Raw genomic sequence first — 17,867 nt, forward strand, 5'->3', positions numbered from 1 at the left:
ATTCCCGGTGCCGCCGGTCAGCTCTGAATGAAGGCGAGCAGATCGGCGTTGAGCTGCTCCTGGTGGGTGATGTACACGCCATGCCCGGCGCCCGGGTACTCCTTGTAGTCCGCCTTCGGGAGCAGCTCCGCCGTACGCCTGCCTGTGACATCGATCGGGGCGGAGAAGTCCGCGTCACCATGCACGATCAGTGTCGGCACGGTGACCGCGGCCACCTCCTTCCTGAGGTCGGTGTTGAGTACGGCCCGCTGGCTGTGCAGCACCGCCCAAGGCGAGGGGGTCAGGCACTGCGCGATCACCGATTCGACCAACGCGGGCGACACGTCGTTGCCGAGGTGGGTAGCGAAGTAGGCCTGCGCCTGGCCTGCGAGCCACCTGGGGCGTTCCCGCCGTACCCGCGCCAGGGTGGCCTCGATGATCGCCTCGGGGATGCCGTGCGGGTTGTCGTCGGTCTGCTTCATGAACGGCAGCAGCGCGCTGACCAGTGCCAGCCTCGCGACCCGGCTGTCACCGTACCTGGCCAGGTAGCTCACCGCCTCGTGGCCGCCCATGGAGTGGGTGATCACGGTGAAGTTCCGCAGGTCCAGGTACTCGATCAGGTCGGCCAGGTCGTCGGCGCCGGTCTCGACGTCGTAGCCGGTCGAGGGGCGGTCGGAGCGGCCGTGACCGCGCCGGTCCAGGCCGATGACGCGGTAGCCGCGCTCGACGAAGTACGGGAACTGGTACTCCCACATATCGGTGCTGAGCATGGCGCCGTGGACGAACAGGATGGGGTCGCCCTGACCGTAGTCCTCGTATGCCAGCTTGGTCCCGTCTCGGGTCTCGAAGAACATACGTCCAAGTTTGTCGGGATTAATGAGTGGTGCGGTAGGGGCCTGGACGTACGGGTGGGTGGGGCCAGACCTACTCGGGGTCAGGGATCGCCGGGGTACTGCGCCATGGCGAAGGCCATGGAGGCGCATCAGTGGCAGGCCAGCGGCGACGACGCGGCGGTGGTCAGAATCGCACGGTTCTGTCCCGGGTGACTGTGGGGACGGCGAGCACGGCGTCGAACGCTGAGGGGATCACCGTGTTCAGCTCGGCGCTTTGGGTTCGGATCCGGTTGAGCAGCGGTGCCCCCTGGGCGTCGCGTGGTGATGGGCGCACGTCGGTCAGGGTGATCGTGGCACCGAGCCCGGCGTCGGCGAGGGCGGCCTCGACGCTGCCGGGCACGGGCGGCTGAAGGTCGACCTCGGCGAGGGTGAAGCCGGCCTCGGCGCCGGGATCGGGAAGCATGTCCGGCACGTGGTCCGCGGTGTGGAGAAGGGCCAGCGAGCGGTAGGCCGGGCCGAACATGTCATGCAGGTGCAGGCCCATGGGCACTGCGGCGAGGGTGCCGCCGGACGTCAGCGGCGTCTTTTGGATGTGGTTGTTGTGCGCGGCGAGCACGATCCGGGCCCCGGGCTCGGCGTGTTCCAGATGCCAGCGCACCGATTCGGCCATATAGCTCTCGCGCGTCCTGCTCGGCCGTGTCGAGGGCGGCCCACGCGGGCGCGGCCGCGGCGCCGGAGGTGGCGCTGCCCAGGAATCGGTCGCTGATCCGCAGAACCGTGTCGAGGATGGGCAGTGCGTCGGGGTCGATCTCGCGCAGGTAGTCGGCCACCGGTTCGAGAGCCGGTCTCAGCGCTCCGCCGGCCTCGGGAAGATCGATGCCGGCGAACCGCAGCGGATGGCCGCTGGTGCGGTTGTGGCGGCGCAGCCAGTGCATGAGGTCCGCGGCGCCCCACTCGGCGGCGGCCTTGCTCACCCGCGCCAGGTCGGCGTCGTCGCCCTCGCCCTGCAGCCACCGGTCGAGCGGGAAGGCTTCGCTGAAGCCGAACTCGAAGGCGAAGACGGTGAAGCCGCACCGCTCGGACAGGAAACGCAGCACCCGCTGGCGGGCACGGGAGAACTCCTCGACGAAGTGGGCGTTCTCCCCCACGGCGACGATGCGGGCGTCCCCGACGATCTCCCGCAGCGGCTCGAGGTCGTCGAGAGGCTGATGGGGGTCGAGGCCGGTCAGGGGGTGGCGTGCGCGCGGAACCAGTCGGCGAGCACGGCTGGGGAAGTCGTCTGGTCAGGCATGGTGGTAGCTCATCCCTCCAGGGTCGCGAGGAAGTCTCGTACGGTGCGGGCGAACCCCGCCGGGTCGTCGTCGTGCGCCCAGTGGCCGCAGCCGGGCAGCTCGCGAAGGACGGTGTTCGGCCGGCGTTCGGCCATCTGCCTGGCCATGGTGGTGGGCAGGATGAAACTGTCCAGGCCGTGCACGAGCAGGGCAGGACAGGTGGAGGCGAGCCACTCCCCCCACCAGTCGCCGATCAGGGCCCGCTGTGACTCCATCATGTCGGCGTAGTCGAACAGCAGCCCCCATCCGTCGGGGTATTCCACGGCGCTCTCCAGGAAGTAGCTCGCGTCCGGAATGCCGCGCGCCTCGATCTGGCGGCGCAGTTCGGCCAGTGTGGCCGTCCGGCGTGGCCAGTCGCTGACGTCGAGCACCGGGTGCGGCGCCTCCGGCTGCCGGTTGAGCGCGCCGCCCTCCTCGACGACCAGCGCGCGGACGAGTTCAGGGTGTCGTGCGGCCAGCTGGAAGGCGGTTACGCCACCCATCGAGTGACCGTAGACGATCATCGGGCCGAGGCCGAGCCCGCGCACGAACTCCGCGGCGTCGGCCACGTACGCGTCCTGACTGACGTCGCCGTCGCCACGATCGCTGTGACCGTGAGCGCGCTGCTCCAACGCGATCAGCCGGTATTCGGGTGCGAGATCGGCGGCCAGCGGCGCGAACGCCCGCGCACGGCCGAAGTGGCCGTGCAGGGCCAGCACCGGCGTGCCCGTACCGCCGAAGTCGATCGAGGCCAGGCGCAGGCCGCGCACGCGCGTCAAGGCTTCTACGGCCATCGTCATGGTTCGTCCTTTCGAGTGATGTGGTGAGGCTCGTGCAGGGCAAGCATGGTCAGCGCCGCGGCGGCGATCGCCAGACCCGCGGCGACGAGGGTGGCCTGGCCGAACCCGCTGCCGAAGGCGTCCCTGGCCGCGATGGCGAGGGGGGCGCCGTCCTGACCGCCAAGATGGCGGGCGACGTGCAGGGCTCCGGTGACGGATTCGGTGGCGAAGGCCCGCAGGCCCGGCGGCAGGGCGCTGTGGTGGGGCGCCAGACCCGCGACGAGGTGGCCGGTGATCACGCTGCCCAGCGCCGCGACGCCCAGGCTGCCGCCCAGCTTGAACGCGGTCTCGTTGACGGCCGCGGCGCCGTCGTGGACGGCGAATGTCCGCGGACGTCCTGCAGGTACTGGGTGATCAGGAACAGCACGCCCATCAGCGAGAAGAACCCGGTCGCCGCGGCCACCGCGGCCGGCCAGAAGGACCGGGCGGCCACCATCCGCAGGTCGAGCAGTGGGTGCGCGGCATGGCGCTGGCGTACGACGAATCCCGCGAGAAGGGCGACGGCCGCCAGGGCCGCCGGATCGAGCCGGCCCTGGCGGGGCGGCTCGATGATCGTGCGGATCAGGGCCACGAGCCCGGCCGAGACCAGGATGATCCCCGGGATGTCCAGCCGGGCGGCGCGGCGAGCGCCGAAGCCGGGCACGAGCAGCACGACCGCCAGGGCCGCGGGCAGCAGGACCGCCGCGTTGACCAGGAACAGCGAACGCCAGCCGAAGTGCTCCACCAGCAGGCCCCCGGACAGCGGCCCGAGCACCACGCCGAGGCTCGCGACGGCTCCCCATACGGCGAGCGCCTTGGGCAGCGCCGGCCGAGGGAAGACGCTGCGCACGATCGACAACGTCGAGGGCGTGATCATCGCGTTGCCCACCCCCATCAGAGCGCGCGCGGCGACGAGCTGGCCCGGCGTCCGCGTGATCGCGGCCAGCAGCGAGGCGACCGCGAACACGGCCAGCGCTGCCAGGAGCACCCGGCGCCGTCCGCAGCGGTCGGCGACAGCGCCCATCGGAATCAGCAGCGCGGCCAGGGCCAGCACCATGGATTCGGTGATCCACTGCAGCTGTGTGGTGGTGGCCCGCAGGTCCAGGGCGATGGACGGGAGCGCGATGGTGACCGCCATCACGCTGACGCTCATGACGAGCAGCGCGGCGCAGAGCGCACCCAGGATCCGCCGGCGGCGGGGGTGCCCCGCCGCCGGCTCGGGTTCGGGCGGGTGGGAGTCGGGCGGCATGAACGACCTCCAGGTGAGGGGACGAGGCCGTTAACATAACGAACGTTATGTCATTTATGCAAAACGGTCGTCATGGAAATATGCTGACCGCAGCCGTCCAACCGGGACCTCAGAAGGGAGCCGACGTGCCCAGGCCCCGCGATCCGCAGCGCCGCGCCGACCTGCTCGACCAGATCGTCGACTACCTGGCCGAGCACGGGATCGCCCAGCTCTCCTTGCGCCCTCTGGCGAAGGCGCTCGGCCACAGCACCTACGTGCTCACCCACCACTTCACCGACAAGGACGAGCTGATCAGCGCGGTGCTGGCCCATCTCGACCAGCGGCAGCGGGGCAGACTGCGGGCGCTGCCGGGCTGGGAGGAGGGCCGCGGCCTCGGCGACATCGTGCGCGCCTCCTGGGACTGGCACATGCGCCAGGACCTGCCGATGGTCCGGCTGCTCCACGAGATCGAAGGGCTGTCAGCGGCCGGTCGGCTCCAGGGGCCGTACGTCCCGCGGATGCTGGGCGATCGGGCCGAGTTCGTGGCCGAGGTGCTACGCGCCCGCGGCGTCCCCGACGCCATCGCCCTCCGCAACGCCACGCTGCTCAACGCCGCCTACGCGGGCCTGCAGACCGACTATCTGACCACCGGCGACAAGGAGCGGGTCGAGGCGGCCCTCGCCGAACTGGTCGCTCTCGCCGACGGGTGGACATCAGGGAGTGGTGCCACCGAACGCGAGGGGAGGGCCGGGTCACCCGGCCCTCCCCCGCGATCGGATCCGGCTCAGGACACGGGGGCCCCGTACACACCCATCTCGTAGATGGAGTAACCCCACGTCGACTTCCGCCGTACTCCCTGCATGCGGACGTACTGCACGGGCTCGTCCGCCGTGAGCCGGACGACGTCGTTGCCGCAGGACTCCGGACGCTGGGTGGAGACGGTCGTCCAGGTGACACCGTCGGAGGATGTCAGGATCCGGTACTCCGCCGCGCAGGCGTTCTCCCAGGCGAGTGTCACCGCCCCGACCTTCGCCGGCGCGGCGAGCTTGACCTGCACCCATTCGTCGTCGGAGTAGCCGGACGACCAGCGGGTGCCCATCTGACCGTCGTTGACGTTCCGGGCGGCCAGCCGGTCGAGGTCCTGCTCAACGCTCGACGCGGTCGCAGTGCCGTCGGGGGCGAGATTCCTGGCGCCGCCGGCGACGTCCCACAACTGGAGCCGGATGTCGGCCTGGACCAGGAAGACGTCGAGCACCCCGTCGCCGACCTTGGGCTGGACCGAACCCCAGGTGTTGCGCGGCGGGTCGACCCGGACGGCGCGCGCCTGCCGCTGCAGATCACGCGAATCGGCCAGCAACGCCTCGGCCCTGCTCTCGTCTCCGGCGTCGCGGGCCTTGAGCGCGTCGAGCATGGTGACCGTCGCCCTGCCCCACAGCTCGGTGGCGTTCAGCCAGGACGCGGCGTCCTCGGTGAACCCCTTCTGCACCGATCCGCCACGGATGGTGGCCGGGGCCGTGGCGATGGCGTTCGCGTACGTGCGCAGCGCGGTCAGCGCGTCGGGTCTCCGCCCGCCGTCCCACGCCTGCCAGAACTCGGCCACGCGGGCGGTGAGTTCGGGTGCCTGGGGCTGCCAGGGGGTGCTGCCGAAGGTCGGGGCCAGGTGCTCCAGGTCGCCGAAGACGAGCAGCGCCTCGGTGGCCGCGCGGTCGCCGCCGGCGAGATAGGCCATCGCGCGCGGCCAACTCGCGGCCGGGTCGTACGCCTTGTCGTTCCAGGTGAAGTCCGCTGTGCCGAAGACCGCGACCTTGCTCGCGTACGGCTGGTTCATCGGGTTGGCCACGATGCCGGACAGGTGCGCCGACAGACCGGCCTCGCGCTTGGCGTAGGGGGCCAGCAGCAGCCTGCCGCTGGTGTTGCCGAAGTCGTTGACCGGATAGTTGTCCCAGACGAAGACCTTGCGCCCGAACAGGGCCGACACCTTGTCGGCCTGCGCGTTGGTGATCTCCGGGGGGACGACGTCGGTGCCGGTCCACATCACCACGATCGCAGGGTCGAGCGTGGCCCGCATGGTCTGCTTGTAGGCGGTGTCGGTGAGATCGCCGTACTCCGTGGGCACCATCTGCAACGGCAGGGCGCCTTCGTGCGTGGCGATGAAGTTCCGCTGCAGGTCGTTGAGCAGGTCGACCTGGGCCTTCGCCGCCGCGGCGCGTCCGGGCGCGCCGAACGCGGTCTGATCACCCGGGCAGTTCCAGCGGGTGTAGCTGATGTCGTCCAGCGGGATGGAGAAGGACCGGGTGCCCAGCTCGTAAAGGGCCTGCAGCTTCTGCTTGAGGATCGTGCGATCCGCCGGGTCGGAGTAGCAGATCGACTCGCCCGGGGAGACGGCGAACGTGAAACGCACATGGTTCGCGCCGGCCCGCGCCACCAATTTCCCCAGCTCGGCCAGCTTGTCCGCCGGATAGGGGTCGCGCCACCTGCCGCGGTGGTAGGGGTCGTCTTTGGGAGCGTACACGTAGGTGTTGGCTTTGACGTCGCCGTAGAAGTCCATCTGGTCGAGGCGGTCGGCGTGCGTCCACGGCGCGCCGTAGAAGCCTTCGATGGTGCCACGCAGCGGCATCGACGGGAAGTCGCTGACCTGCGCGCCCGCCACCTCCCAACCGTCGTCGGACGGGACGAACAGCTGGCGCAGCGTCTGCACCGCGTAGAACTGACCCGCGGCGTCCCTGCCGCCGAGAGCGATCTCCGCGTGTGGTTTGCGGGCCGACACGCGCAGCGCGTACCCCTCGGCCCGGTCCGGCACGGCCGTGTCGCCGAGCGCTCGCGCGACGTCCGCGCGTGCCGCCGGGCCCAAGCGCACGGTGAGCAGGCCGGCCGCGGCGGCGGGAATCCCGTCGGGAGCCACCAGGTCCACCCGGTCGGCGCCGTGCGCTTTGAGCTCGCGGACGAGGCGGTCGCGAGCGGCGGGGTCGGTCTGGTCGTCGGCGACCACGAGCACCCGGCCGGTGACGACGGCGGCGTCACCGGCGGCGACCAGCGACTGCGGAGTCGGCGACACGGAGGGGAGGACAGGGGCTTTCGAGACAGTGGCGGACTGGGCGGCGGACTGGGCGGCGGGCATGGGCAGGAACGCTCCGGCACCCAGGGCCGCGGCTAATGCGACGGATGCTGTGGGGGTGATCTTGCGTCTTCTCACGAAATCTCCTTGGTCCGCGTCGGCGCTGATCAGCACGTCACCGCCGACGCCTTGCTGTGAAGAGGGGGAGCTTGAGGTCAGTTCGTCGAGGCGGCGTACTGGGCTCGAACCTGTTCGTCGGTCAGCGCCTGGGCGTAGACGGCGGCGTCGTCGATCGCCCCGTTGAGGGTGGTGCCGTTGAGCTGGCCGAAGTACGCCTGAGGCAGCGGGATGGTCTGCGGCAACGTCTGCCGGCGCTCCCCGTCGACGTACAGGGTGGTGCTCGATCCGTCGGAGACGAAGGTGAGCTGTGTCCATCGGCCCAGCGGTACCGAGTAGTCGAACGCGTAGTCCTTCACGCCGACCTTGGTGAAGCCGACCTTGCCGCCGGTGCCGTTCTGCTCCAGCTTGATGTTCCCCTGTCTGGAGCCCAGCAGGTTGGCGTCGTTCTGGGTTCCGTCCTTGCGTACCCACTGGCTGTAGGTCCACGGACCGGGGAGGTCGAGCCCGCCGATGCCGAGACCGTCACCTCGGCCGTTGAACTTCAACGCGTGGCCTGACCGGCCGTCGACGACGGACGGCACACCGATGATCTGGGTCGACATGTGCAGGGATCCGGCTCCGTCGAGCACCGGCCGGACGTTCATGCCCGGCGCGCCGTCGTTCCAGCCTTCGGGGTAGGCCGCGGGCTCGAAGGCGTAGGTGTGGATCGGCTTGCCGTCGGTAGTGGGCTGTCGCGTCTCGAAACCCTTCCACCCGGGCGCCTTGCCGATCTCGCGCTTCAGCTCGGCGAACTCCGCGTAGGTGGTGGCGGGAGCGGCATTGTGCCACATGGTGTTGCCGGCCGCGTCGCGCAGTGGTGCGGAGTACTGGTCGGAGTAGGCATCCGGAGCCCACATCTGGTAGTCGTTCCAGACGTGCACGACGCCGCCGAGCAGTTTCGGGCTTGCCTTGAGGCGCCAGGACGTGTGCGCCCATGCCGGGTTGCCGTACAACCTGTGCACCGCGTTCGCGGTGACGTACAGGTTGGCCGACGGTCCCGCCTGGATCAGGTCGTACGGCGCCAGCTGGGGGTCGTCGGCGTTGCCGAGCCAGTCCATGACGATGACGTCGGTGGAGACCTTCTGCTTGGGGGCGCTGGAGTGCTCGAATCCGTTGTAGATGATCGAGCGCTTGCCCTCGGCGACCACGTGGTCGTTCACCTTGTTGACGTAGTCGTTGAACAGGTCGCCGAACGTGCTGTACTGCTCGGAGTTGCCGGCGAGGAACTTCTTCACCGCGGGGCAGTCGGCCAGGTTCGTCGGCATCTCGTCTCCGCCGAGATGGACGTACGGGCTGGAGAACCACGGCATGAACTCATCGAGGATCCGCTTGGCGGCGGTGACCGCCTCGGGCCGCATGATGTTCATCGCGAAGCTGGGGGTCACCCAGCCGTAGGTGTACTGCTGGCCGCAGGAGTTGTCCGCCGTGGCGCCCGACCCATCGGGGTTGGGCCCGTGCCCCATGCCGACCTTGAAGTAGTTCGACACCGGGTCGGCGTGACCGGGGAACTCGAAGCCGGGGACCACCTGGACGTTGTTCTCCCGGCCGAGCTCGACGAACTCCTGGATCTGCTCGCGGGTGTAGGCGAACTTCTCCGAGGTGAGATCGGGCAGGTTGTCGCTGTGGAGGCGGAAGCCCTCCGGCTCCTCCAGGTGCAGCAGCAGCATGTTCTGCTTGGTCCACCCCATCTCGCGGATGGTGTCCTTGATGTAGTCGGGTGACCAGTACTTGCGCGCGGCGTCGAGGGCGAACCACCGCTGCGGCTTGCTCGGGACGTCGACCGCCTGTCCCTTGGGCAGGCCGGCGTGGCCGTCGTCCTGGCGCAGCAGTTGCAGCACCGACCGGCTGCCGTAGTACAGGCCGGCGGTGGTGTTCGCCTCGATGGTGACGCGATCGTCGATCGTGAGCCGGTAGCCCTCCGGTCCCAGCTCGTTCTCCGCCACCAGCCGCAGGCGGATTCCGTGATCGCCTTCGCGGGTGCCCGGGCGCGGCTCCATCGGCCGTCCGGTCACGGTCGTGTAGTCGGCGGCGATCGTCTCCGCCACCTGGGCGAGCGTCCGGTCGGCCAGGCCGGCCATCGTCGCGCCTGTCGTCGTCAGCGACTTCTGCTGCGCCGGATAGCTGACCTCTGCGTCATCGGCGAGGGTGAAGCTGCCGGAGCCGGCTTTCCAGTTCGACAGCTGAGGCACCACCGCCGGCATGGCCGCCGTGGTGGCCTTCTGGTCGTAGACCTCCACCTCCGCCAGGCTCAGCGGATCCGTGGAGGACTCCAGCTGGATCCGTAGGTAGCGTGCCTTGACGCCCCGCAGGTCGATGACGCTCGGCGTGCCGGCCGTAGCCTCCTGCCGGGTCGCGGTCACGCCCGGCGAGAGCTTCGCCTCCTCGAGGGTCTGGCCGCGGATCTCCTGCTCGGACGTCATCACCCAGTAGTTGCGCAGCCGGTCGGCGCAGCAGTCGGTCCGGTTGTAGATCCGCGCCTCCGCCAGGTTGCCGGCGCTTCCCAGATCCACCTGCCACCACGCCTGGTTGGACGGCTCGGCGGTGTGGGTCACCGAGTTCTGCCCGAACACGCCGCTGGTGTCTCCGTCCACCGCCCTTTCCGGCACTCCGCCCCAGGCGAGGCTGCTCTGGGTCACCGCCTTTCCGCGTGCCAGGTTGAGCGGCGCCACCTCGACCGTGTCGGAGGTGATCACCGTACGCCCGGCCACCGTGGCGGTCACGGTCACCGGCACGCGGCCGAGTGGCACACCGGCGGGGACGGTGACCCGCACCCGCGAGGTGGCCGTCTCCCCCGGTTGAAGGGAGGCCACCGGCTGCGCCCCTGTGATGCTCCAGCCTTCCGGCGCGATGCCGGTGACGGTCAGGCCGGTCAGCGCGGTGTCGCCGACGTTGGTGTAGGACAGCGTGCCATCCACGGTGGCACCGGCCGACGCCCGCGCCGGCAGGTCCAGCACGCCTCGGACGGCGATGGGCGCGTTCGGGGTGTGGATCTTGAAGGAGTAGGCGCTGCCGAGGGGATCGACTCCGCTTCCCCGGTCGGGCATGGCGATGACGATGTTGCCCGCGCTGTTGCGCTCCCACTTCAGCGCCGCCTCGGACGTGCCGCCGACCAGAGTGATCTTGGTGTTGGCGCTCACCGGCACGTCACCGCCGAGCGTCAGCGTGTCACCCGGCCAACCCAACGCGGTCGCGTACAGATCCCCCTTGTTCACCGTGTAGCGGACGGGGACGGCGCTCGCCGGCTCCTCGGCGCGCGTCCAGTACGTCGAGCCGTAGATCGCCTCCCCGTTGGTCTTCAGCCATCGCCCGACGTCGCGCAGCCGGGACGCTTGGGCCTCGGGGATGGTTCCGTCGGCGTCCGGCCCGACGTCGAGCAGCAGGTTGCCGTTCTTGCTGACGATGTCGACCAGGTCGTGGACGATCTCGGTGGAGGACAGGTAGTCCTCGATCGGCTCGTTCTTGTTCAGGCCGTAGGAGAAGCCGATGCCGCGGCTGGACTCCCACTTGTTCGCCCGGATGTCAGGGACCTTCTCGTACTCCGGCGTCTCGAAGTCGAGCTGGTCGCCACGGTAGCCGCCCGGCTTGACCCTGCACCGGTTGGCGACGGCGACGTCCTTCGGCTCGGGACGATCGGCGGCCTGGTTGTAGAAGTGGGCGATCGTGTCGCCCATCTTCCAGTAGCTCGCGTCCCGCTCCCACTCACCGTCGCACCACAGGATGTCCGGATCGTAGTCGTCGATGAGCTCGTTCATCTGCGGCAGCATGTAGTCGGTGACGTAGTCCTCTCCGGTGGTGACACCGGTGTAAGGGATCTGCGCTCCCGTATATGGATTGGTCGGCTGCCGCCCGGTGTAGTTGGGGTTGTACCACTCGTAGTTCGAGTAGTAGAAGCCTCGCTTCAGGCCCGAGCCCTCGGCGGCGTCGAACAGCATCTTGGCCAGGTCCTTCTTGGGGCCGTGCTGCACGACGCTGCGGGTGCTCTGCTTGGTGTCCCACAGAGCGACGCCCTCGTGGTGCTTGGAGGTCAGCACGAAGTACTTGGCGCCCGCGTCCTTGAACAGTTTGATCCACTCGTCCGGTCGGTAGTTCTCGGCCTTCCAGTCGTCCATGAACGAGTCGTAGTTCTTGGCCTCGCCGTAGGTCGCCCGGTGATGGGCGTAGGTGGGCGAGTTCTTGTTGTTCAGGTAGTTGCCGTACCACTCGGCGTAACTTCGACGAGGTCCCCATGCGGGGACGCTGTAGGCGCCCCAGTGGATGAAGATGCCGAACTTCGCGTCGTCGAACCACCGGGGCGTGGGGTGCTTGTCCAGCGAGGCGTAGTCGCCGGTGTAGCGGTCGCCCGGGACGCTGTCGGCGGTGGAGGCGAGGGCGGGGCTGGTCGTCAGGGTCAGTGCCAGGACACCCGTCATGACGGGACCGGCGATCCGTGGCAGGTGGGGGCGGCGTCGTCTCACATGCGGCTCCTGGGGGGTGGGGAAGCCATCTCGGGTAAGGCGATCAGCAAGGTGCCCCGGCGCGAGGGGTCCGCCGTGCGGGAACCCCTCGACGTCGGGAAACTCGCCTGGAGGCGCCTACGCGGGGTCGGGGCTCATGGAACGGACTTCGAAGCGCCACAGCGAGTACCCGAAGGTGGAGGCTCGCTTGACGCCTTGTATCCGCACGTACCGGGCTTTGATCGGGTCGAAGGCGAGTTCGTCGACGCGGGCGCCCGCCGGCTTTCCCCGGACCGAAACCGCCGTCGTCCAGTGGGTGGCGTCGTCGGAGACCTGGACGTCGTAGTCACGGCCGGAGGCCGTCTCCCAGTCGAGCAGGACACGCTGCACGGTCTGCGGGGTTCCGAGATCCACCTGGATCCATTCACCGTCCCGGTAGGCGCTGGCCCACCGGGTCTTGGCGTCGCCGTCGGTGGCGTTCTCCGGCCCCAGGCTCGCCACTTCCGACGACGACGCGGTGGCCGGCCGGTGCAGCGCCAGGTCCGGCACCTCGAGGACGCGCATGCTCCACAACGCGTACCCGTCCCGCTTCGTGCCCGCCTGCGTGCCGACGAGCCGTACCTGACGTGCCGTGACCGGCTCGAACGTGAGGGTGTCGGTCCCGGCCGCCTCGCGGCCCGTACGCGCGGCGACGGTGGTCCACTTCTCGCCGTCCCGTGACACCTGGATCTGGTAGTCCCGCCCGTAGGAGGGCGCCCAGTCCAGCTCGACCTTGCTGATCGCGACCGGCTTGCCCAGGTCGACCCGCAGCCAAGCCTCGTCTCCCGGACCGCTGGCCCACCGGGTGGTGCGCACACCGTCGAACGCCGCGGCCGCCTCGCCGCCCGAGGCGGTCGCCTCCTTGCCCAGGCTCACCTCCCCCGACGCCGACGCGGGCAGCGTCGTGGCGACCTTCGTCAGACCGGGGCCCACACCGAGCTTGCGCACCTTGTCGAGGAAGGCGCTGTAGGGCACGCCGGACTTGGTCCCGCTCCACATCTTCTGCGCCAGCACCCCGAAGGTGGGCTCGACCAGCCCGTGCACGTCCAGCTCCGTGTAGGTGGCCTCGGTCAGGTCGTTCCACACCGCCGACATGGCCCCGAGCAGCTGCGGGTCGCCAGGGGCCACGCTCTGGCCGCCGGGGAACACGTGCGGCTCCCACTGGTCGTAGAGGTACTTTCCGTCCAGCCCGTGGCCGTGGTAGTAGCCCGCGAACGGAACGATGTAGAGCAGGGCGTCGTTCGTGTTGATGAAGGAGTACCCGTCCCGCTTGAGAGCCTGAGGTCCGTACCAGCCGTTGTTCCAGCTGTTCATGGTCACGTCGCGGTCGTAGCCGTCGGCGCTGGCCGCCATGATCGACAGGCTGCCCCAGGCCCGCGGCTGTTTGCCGAGCGCGCGGATGTGGGCGGCCATCTCGTTGAAGTAGACCTTGTAGCGGGGCTTGTCGACCGTGTACTCATCCGCGCCGAAGTGCACGTCAGGGCTGCGGAACCAGGGGACGAACTCGTCGAACACCGACTTCATGAACGCGGTGGTCTCCGGTTTGGACAGATCGAGGTGGTCGGACTCGCCGTTGTGGAGGCCGAGCGACGGGCGGAAGCGGATGAACGCCAGCGAGTGGGCGGGCGCGTCGATCTCGGGGATGATCGTGACGCCGTTCGCGGCAGCGGTGTCCTCGAAGGAGTCCCAGTCCGCTCGGTCGTACGACCCGTCGGCGGAGGCCAGCCCGGCCAGCGCGGGATTGCCGGTCTTGAGCCGGAAGCCGGCCTGCACCTGGCTCCAGGGCTTGTCACCCTTGAAACCGTTGTCGTTGAGGTGCACCTGCAACTGGTTGAGCTTGAACCAGCCCATCAGCCGCAGGTAGTCGCGGATGTAGTCGGCGGTGAAGAAGCGCCGGCCGACGTCCAGCATGAAGCCGCGCACCTTGTAGTTCGGCCAGTCCACGGCCGTCCCGACGGGGACCGAGGCCCGGCCGTCGTCGAGGAGCAGGATCTGCAGGAGGCTGCGGGTGCCGTAGTAGACGCCCTTCGCGGTCGGCGCGGCGATCGTCACGTTGCGATCGGTGACGGTGAGGGTGTAGCCCTCCTCCGTGAAGCGCGCGCCGCCCGCCGCGTCGGCAAGGGTGGGATCGATCGACAGGACGATGTCGCCATCCTGTGGGGTGCGCGGGGAGACGTCCAGCTTCCGCCCTGTCACCTGCTCGATCTCGGCGGACAGGCGCGCCCCCTGGTCGTCGAGTTCGTCGCCCTGCTTCTTGGCCAGCACGATCCGGCTGTTGCGGTGCAGTTCGAACGAGCCCGTCCCGCCCTTCCATTCCTGGAGAGCGGGGACGACGGCGGGCTTGGCGTTGGAGTCGGTGTTCGTAGGGACGGGGTCGGCCATGGCGGACGGGACTGAGAGGGATAACGCGAGCGCCACCCCTCCGACCAATTGGACTGCTTGTCGATGCATGAGCAGTTCCACCCACTTTCGAGCGATATTGAAAGACTTATACATCAAACGAAGCCACGGGTATAGACCAGCCGTGCCGCCGTCACGAAGAAGGTCCACGCCGATCCCGCCAAGTGGTCTAGACCGGACCGCACCAAGGCCCGCCCTCCTTCCGCGCCGAAGCAGCGCGCGATCAGGCGAATCCCCCGTTCGCAGCCGGTGACGCACTCACCGTGATCGCGTCTCCGGCCGAGAGGTACGCGGTTCGCGTTCTCCGCCCAGAGGTCCGACGTCTACGGGGGACCCACCAGCGAGTAGCTCCGGCCATCTGACGCGAGGGCCTTGCGAATTATTAGAGGTGCCACTAAAAATAATCCACACACCGTTGAGAGGGACCGCGAAAGCGTGGAAACCCAGCGCGTGGTCTTCGCCGCCGAACGCGCCCGCCGTACCAGCACCGTCGTCGAGCTGTCATCACCCCCCGCAGAGGAGAGCCATGCGTTCCACGCTCGTTCTGGGAATCGCGGTCACCGCCGTTCTCGTCTCCCCGCCCGCACTGGCCGATGTCCCACACTCACCCAAGGCGCAGCAGCTGAAGATCACCGGTTCGCCCCGCACCAAGGGCGGCATCGAGGTCCACTACCGTTTTCAGGACCCCGACGGAGACGCCGAGGGCGCGACCGGCTTTCGCTGGCTCACCGGACCGACCGAGAACGGCCCATGGACACCGCTCACCGGTGTGCTGACCCGCAACATCGGCATCCCGCTCAGCTATGGCGGCAAGTACCTCCGGGCCGAGGTGACGCCGGTGGACGAGACCGGGATGGCCGGCAGTGCCCGCCTCTCCCAGCCCGTCCTGATCCAGACCGTCGAGGGCAACCCCGGCACCGACTGGCTGCGCAACGCCCGGTACGGAGTCTCCCACCATTTCCTGTCGAACTACCTCAACCGAGTGGCCGCGTCCCCGGAAGAGAAGTGGCAGGACGGCGAATCCTGGGACGATCTCGTCAAGACCTTCAACGTCGAGGCCTACGCCGATGACCTGGAGAAGGCGGGTGCCGGGTTCGCCATCCTCACCCTGGGGCAGAACAGCGGCTACATGGTCGCCCCCAATCGGACCTATGACCGCATCGCCGGGCTCCAGCCGGGCGAGCGCACCCCGGCCGGGCGCGACCTGCCGATGGAGATGGCCGACGCGCTCGCCAAGCGCGGCATCAAGCTGGTGTTCTACATTCCGGCCAACCCACCGCACTCGGCGCACAAGACCACCGGCGACTACGCGATCACCAAGGCCTTCGGCTACTCCCCCGGAACGGACGGTGTGCCCTCGCAGGAGACCATGGCCAAGTGGCAGTCGGTCATCAGGGAGTACTCCGAACGGTACGGGACCAAGCTGGCCGGTTGGTGGGTCGACGGGGTCTTTCCCTCGCTGCAGCCCGCGTATCAGGACATGACCAAGCCCTACAACTGGTCCAGCTTCGCCGCAGCGCTGAAGGCAGGCAACCCTGACCGGATCATCGCGCTGAACTCCGGCCTGGGTGCGGGCAAGCATCAGCCCACGTCGGTCTACGACGACTACACACCGGGCGAGTCCAGGAGCATCGGCGCCATGCCCCCGGCGGGGCGATGGGCCGACGCCGAGCGGAGCACCCAGTGGTTCGACTTCACCTACCTGGGAGCGCACGATCCGTACTGGGCCGGTTGGGGGAACAAGGGCACGTCCAAGGACACCACCTCGCTGGTGCGTTGGGTGAACGCCGCCACCGACCAGGGAGGTGCGATCGGCCTGGACACCAAGGTCAACAGGTACGGAAGGCTGGACCCCGACCAGCTCGTCCAACTCCAGGAGATCCGCAAGGTCGTGCGCGACGGCGCCCCCGCGCCGGAGCCGGCTGGAGGCCTCTACAACGACAGCGACTTCACGATCACGTACTCCGGCTCGTGGGCCGCCGACAGCGGCAGGCCGGGCGACCTGGCCGGGGACGTGCACTACACCTCCGCCGACGGCGACTCGGCGGAGTTCACCTTCTCCGGCACCGGCATCGAGTACGTCACCGAGCGATTCCGCGACATGGGCACGGTGGACGTCTATCTGGACGGCGTCCTCAAGGGGACCGTCGACTGCTTCTCCGACACCAAGCAGACCCAGCAGGTCCTGTTCAGGGCCGACGGTCTCACCCCGGGCAAGCACACGATCAAGGTCGTCAAGAAGTCCGGTACGTACATGCTGGTGGACGCCTTCCGCGTGATCCGCTAGCCGACCGGCCCGCGACCGGGGAAAGCCGCAGGCGACGCCCCGGTCGCGGGCCCCACCGACCTCCCCGACCTGCCGATCGTTCTGGTGCGCGAAGATCCCGGCAACCTGGAAGGCGTTCTCAGAAGCCGAGGTCGCTGAGACCCGGGTGGTCGTCGGGGCGGCGGCCCAGCGGCCAGAAGTACGTGCGCTCAGATTCGGCGATCGGGAGCGTGTTGATAGAGGCGTGGCGGGTGTGCATCAGGCCGTGCTCGTCGAACTCCCAGTTCTCGTTGCCGTGGGAGCGGTACCAGTTCCCGGCGTCGTCGCGGTGCTCGTAGACGAAGCGCACGGCGATGCGGTTGCCGTCGTAGGCCCACAGCTCCTTGATCAGCCGGTAGTCGAGCTCGGTGTTCCACTTGCGGGTCAGCAACGCCACGATCTCGTCTCGGCCCGCGGCGAACTCCGAGCGGTTGCGCCAGCGGGAGTCCGCCGTGTAGCCCAGCGACACCTGCTGCGGGTCACGGGTGTTCCACGCGTCCTCGGCGCGTCGAACCTTCTCGATGGCGGTCTCCCGGGTGAACGGCGGCACCGGCGGGCGGGTCGTGTGTGCCATGTCGGCTCAACTCCTTCGAACTCGGCGACTCGCCGCAGGTCCGGCGAGCCCCCGGAGGGGGAGAACGATCGTTCTCTCGACACTTGCTAGGCTAGAGAACGTTGGTTCTCTGTGCAAGGGGGCATAGATGCTGGACCAGGAAACGGCACGGGAACGAGTGCTCGAGGCGGCCGAGGAGCTGTTCTACAGCCAGGGCATCCAGGCGGTCGGGATGGACGCGGTGCGCAACGCCTCCGGGGTGTCACTCAAGCGCCTCTATCAGCTGTTCCCCTCCAAGGAAGCGCTCGTCCTGGAATTCCTGCAGCAGCGGGATGCGCGGTGGCAGCGGGCCCTCGCCGACTACGTCGGCGCGCAGTCGACGCCCGAGGAGCGGATCGCCGCGGTGTTCGACTGGCTGTACAAGTGGTTCTCCGAGCCGGACTACCGCGGGTGCGCCTTCATCAACTCCTTCGGCGAGCTGGGCGCGGTCGCGCCCGAGGTCGCCGAGCAGGCCCGGCAGCACAAGCAAGCCTTCCGCGACTACCTCGCCGACCTCGTCACCGCATGCGGGCGGCCCGCCGAACTAGCCGATCAGCTCGCGCTCCTCGCCGAAGGAGCGATCACCACCGCAGCGATCTTCGGCACACCTGAACCCGCACACCAGGCACGAGACGCCGCACGCCTTCTGATGCACGCGCCTTGACAGCGGGTCCAGCCCGGCCCTGGTCCCGCCCACCACCACTTCGCGGGTGTTC

At 69.0% G+C, this 17,867-nt stretch carries 13 protein-coding genes; 3 read left to right on the forward strand and 10 right to left on the reverse strand.

The genetic code is table 11. The features are described 5' to 3' along the window. Window positions 1–17 precede the first annotated feature (17 nt). From ABT294_RS29870 to ABT294_RS29895, 6 genes are all read right to left on the reverse strand, one after another. Complete coding sequence (locus tag ABT294_RS29870; RefSeq protein ID WP_350809610.1) at window positions 18–833, reverse strand: alpha/beta fold hydrolase; 816 nt, start codon at window positions 831–833, stop codon at window positions 18–20. A gap of 163 nt (window positions 834–996) precedes the next feature. Beyond that, window positions 997–1,356, reverse strand: a complete 360-nt coding sequence (locus tag ABT294_RS29875) for a hypothetical protein (protein ID WP_502912159.1) — start codon at window positions 1,354–1,356, stop codon at window positions 997–999. After that, entirely contained in the window at window positions 1,337–1,960 is a 624-nt protein-coding gene (locus ABT294_RS29880; protein WP_350809612.1) for an erythromycin esterase family protein, read from the reverse strand. Before ABT294_RS29880 ends, ABT294_RS29875 begins: the two co-directional genes overlap by 20 nt. A gap of 152 nt (window positions 1,961–2,112) precedes the next feature. Further along, entirely contained in the window at window positions 2,113–2,922 is an 810-nt protein-coding gene (locus tag ABT294_RS29885; RefSeq protein WP_350809613.1) for an alpha/beta fold hydrolase, read from the reverse strand. Further along, window positions 2,919–3,200: a hypothetical protein gene (locus ABT294_RS29890; protein WP_350809614.1), complete on the reverse strand. Its 282-nt coding sequence runs from the start codon at window positions 3,198–3,200 to the stop codon at window positions 2,919–2,921. The genes ABT294_RS29885 and ABT294_RS29890 overlap by 4 nt, the downstream gene beginning before the upstream one ends. Then, window positions 3,197–4,189: an MFS transporter gene (locus ABT294_RS29895; protein ID WP_350809615.1), complete on the reverse strand. Its 993-nt coding sequence runs from the start codon at window positions 4,187–4,189 to the stop codon at window positions 3,197–3,199. Before ABT294_RS29895 ends, ABT294_RS29890 begins: the two co-directional genes overlap by 4 nt. Before the next feature lie 125 nt (window positions 4,190–4,314). Between ABT294_RS29895 and ABT294_RS29900 the strand changes: the two genes are divergently transcribed. Continuing rightward, window positions 4,315–4,989, forward strand: a complete 675-nt coding sequence (locus ABT294_RS29900; protein ID WP_350809616.1) for a TetR/AcrR family transcriptional regulator — start codon at window positions 4,315–4,317, stop codon at window positions 4,987–4,989. Here the strand turns inward: ABT294_RS29900 and ABT294_RS29905 are convergent. From ABT294_RS29905 to ABT294_RS29915, 3 genes are all read right to left on the reverse strand, one after another. Further along, window positions 4,953–7,361: a glycoside hydrolase family 84 protein gene (locus ABT294_RS29905; RefSeq protein WP_350809617.1), complete on the reverse strand. Its 2,409-nt coding sequence runs from the start codon at window positions 7,359–7,361 to the stop codon at window positions 4,953–4,955. The genes ABT294_RS29900 and ABT294_RS29905 overlap by 37 nt on opposite strands. A gap of 77 nt (window positions 7,362–7,438) precedes the next feature. Beyond that, a complete protein-coding gene (locus ABT294_RS29910) occupies window positions 7,439–11,836 on the reverse strand; it encodes an alpha-L-fucosidase (protein ID WP_350809618.1) in 4,398 nt (1,465 codons plus the stop codon). Window positions 11,837–11,953: 117 nt separating this feature from the next. After that, window positions 11,954–14,305 carry a glycoside hydrolase family 20 protein gene (locus tag ABT294_RS29915; protein ID WP_350809619.1) on the reverse strand — a complete coding sequence of 784 codons (2,352 nt, stop codon included), beginning with the start codon at window positions 14,303–14,305 and terminating at the stop codon, window positions 11,954–11,956. Window positions 14,306–14,780: 475 nt separating this feature from the next. Here ABT294_RS29915 and ABT294_RS29920 point away from each other — a divergent pair, with 475 nt between their 5' ends. Continuing rightward, window positions 14,781–16,541 (forward strand): alpha-L-fucosidase, encoded by a 1,761-nt coding sequence (locus tag ABT294_RS29920; RefSeq protein WP_350809620.1) that lies wholly within the window; start codon window positions 14,781–14,783, stop codon window positions 16,539–16,541. Between the two features lie 118 nt (window positions 16,542–16,659). Here the strand turns inward: ABT294_RS29920 and ABT294_RS29925 are convergent, their stop codons facing one another. Then, window positions 16,660–17,133, reverse strand: a complete 474-nt coding sequence (locus tag ABT294_RS29925) for a nuclear transport factor 2 family protein (RefSeq protein ID WP_350809621.1) — start codon at window positions 17,131–17,133, stop codon at window positions 16,660–16,662. A gap of 127 nt (window positions 17,134–17,260) precedes the next feature. Between ABT294_RS29925 and ABT294_RS29930 the strand changes: the two genes are divergently transcribed. Then, window positions 17,261–17,815, forward strand: coding sequence for a TetR/AcrR family transcriptional regulator (locus ABT294_RS29930; protein ID WP_350809622.1), 555 nt, complete (start codon window positions 17,261–17,263; stop codon window positions 17,813–17,815). The last annotated feature ends 52 nt before the right edge of the window (window positions 17,816–17,867 follow it).

Origin of the sequence: Nonomuraea sp. NPDC000554 (genome assembly GCF_040300065.1) — a bacterium.
In the GTDB taxonomy this organism is placed as follows: Bacteria; Actinomycetota; Actinomycetes; order Streptosporangiales; family Streptosporangiaceae; genus Nonomuraea.

Bases quoted from the DNA above. Each gene is read 5' to 3' on its own strand.
- ABT294_RS29870 (WP_350809610.1), bottom strand. From the start codon at position 833: ATGTTCTTCGAGACCCGAGACGGGACCAAGCTGGCATACGAGGACTAC.
- ABT294_RS29875 (WP_502912159.1), bottom strand. From the start codon at position 1,356: ATGGGCCTGCACCTGCATGACATGTTCGGCCCGGCCTACCGCTCGCTG.
- ABT294_RS29885 (WP_350809613.1), bottom strand. From the start codon at position 2,922: ATGACGATGGCCGTAGAAGCCTTGACGCGCGTGCGCGGCCTGCGCCTG.
- ABT294_RS29895 (WP_350809615.1), bottom strand. From the start codon at position 4,189: ATGCCGCCCGACTCCCACCCGCCCGAACCCGAGCCGGCGGCGGGGCAC.
- ABT294_RS29915 (WP_350809619.1), bottom strand. From the start codon at position 14,305: ATGCATCGACAAGCAGTCCAATTGGTCGGAGGGGTGGCGCTCGCGTTA.
- ABT294_RS29920 (WP_350809620.1), top strand. From the start codon at position 14,781: ATGCGTTCCACGCTCGTTCTGGGAATCGCGGTCACCGCCGTTCTCGTC.
- ABT294_RS29925 (WP_350809621.1), bottom strand. From the start codon at position 17,133: ATGGCACACACGACCCGCCCGCCGGTGCCGCCGTTCACCCGGGAGACC.
- ABT294_RS29930 (WP_350809622.1), top strand. From the start codon at position 17,261: ATGCTGGACCAGGAAACGGCACGGGAACGAGTGCTCGAGGCGGCCGAG.